This window comes from Dialister sp. UBA1703 (assembly GCA_002320515.1).
Classification (GTDB): Bacteria; Bacillota; Negativicutes; order Veillonellales; family Dialisteraceae; genus Dialister.
Window position 1 is genome coordinate 15,682 of sequence record DCJJ01000158.1, and the last position, 1,467, is coordinate 17,148.

The following is a 1,467-nucleotide window of genomic DNA, read 5'->3' on the forward strand; positions in this document are numbered from 1 at the left end:
AATTCTTATAAAAGCAGACTCTGCGAATTAATCAGTGCTTCCCTAGACCTAGGCCGCACCGCGGCCTGTCGTCATTTCGAGCGGAACGAAGTGGAGCCCTGAAATCTCCCTGAACCATGCTGCTCATCGCTCATGCCTGAAAAGTCACCGGCCGCAATGCCAGTCTGACGTCTGACAGTCTGATGTCTGATAGTCTCCCGCATAATATGTCTTTACCCACCTCAGACCTCAAATCTCAAACCTCAAACCTCAAACCTCAAACCTCAAACCTCAAACCTCAAATCTCTCCTTCCCAGAGTTTATCATTCCTTTACTACAGTCCTTTTGAAAATGTGTTAATATAATAAAAAAGCAATAGACATACATATTCCTATAGAAAAAGGTGAAAATATGAAAATTCTTGTAACCGGCGGTGCCGGATTTATCGGATCCCATTTAGTCCGTCAGCTTATGGAAGCAGGGGACGAAGTCATTTCCCTGGACAACCTGTCCACCGGCCTTCGCGAAAACCTTCCAGAAAATGCCCGGCTGGAAGTGATGGACACCCATGACGACAAAGTAGAAGACCTCTTCCGCGAAGAACACTTTGACGCCGTAGTCCATCTGGCTGCCCAGACCCTGGTGAGCGACTCCATGTTGGACCCGGAAAATGACATGTACCAGAACATTGCCGGAACCGTCCATATCCTGGAATGCTGCAGGAAATACGGCGTAAAACGGGTCATCTTCTCCTCCTCCGCCGCCACCTACGGCGACGTGGACGAAAAAGCACTGCCCCTTCCCGAAACCCTGCCCCAGGAGCCCCTCTCCTTCTATGGTCTTACAAAAATGACCGTGGAAAAATACCTGGCCCTCTACCATCTTGCCTACGGTCTCCACTACGTAGTCCTCCGCTTTGCCAACGTATACGGCGAACGCCAGGGAGATGGGGGAGAAGGCGGTGTTATCAGCATCTTCGCCAAACGTTTAGCCAAAGGCGAAGGCATTACCATCTTCGGAAACGGGAAACAGACCAGAGACTTCGTCTACGCCGGCGACATCGCCAAAGGCATCCGCCTGGCACTCACCACCGAAAACGCCGACACCTGCTACAACCTCAGCACCCAGACCGAAACCAGCCTGAACGACCTGGTCACCATCCTCTCCAAAGTGACAGGAAAACAAATCACCCCGTCCTACGGCCCCACCAGAGAAGGCGACATCTACCGCTCCTCCCTGGCCAACGAAAAAGCAGTCAAAAACCTCCACTGGATACCGGAAATGCCACTGGAAGAAGGACTGAAACGAACCTACGAATATTTTCAGAAACAATGAAATCAAATCAAAAGCGCCCTTCGGAAAAATAGAAGAGCGCTTTTTAATATGGGAAAAATGCCCTTACAAACCTTCCCGCCGGCATAGTCTTTAAGGGCGATAACAGACTGATGGGAGATGGTAATTCCTGCTAGGGAAGCGCTGATTAAATCA

1 protein-coding gene is annotated in these 1,467 nt (G+C 50.2%); it reads left to right on the forward strand.

Translation table 11 applies throughout. The features are described 5' to 3' along the window. Positions 1-390: 390 nt before the first annotated feature. A complete protein-coding gene (locus B2Y11_RS07230; protein ID WP_291057757.1) occupies positions 391-1,314 on the forward strand; it encodes an NAD-dependent epimerase/dehydratase family protein in 924 nt (307 codons plus the stop codon). The last annotated feature ends 153 nt before the right edge of the window (positions 1,315-1,467 follow it).

What these genes read in the sequence shown, in the direction of transcription:
- B2Y11_RS07230 (WP_291057757.1), top strand. Translation starts at nt 391, where the DNA reads ATGAAAATTCTTGTAACCGGCGGTGCCGGATTTATCGGATCCCATTTA.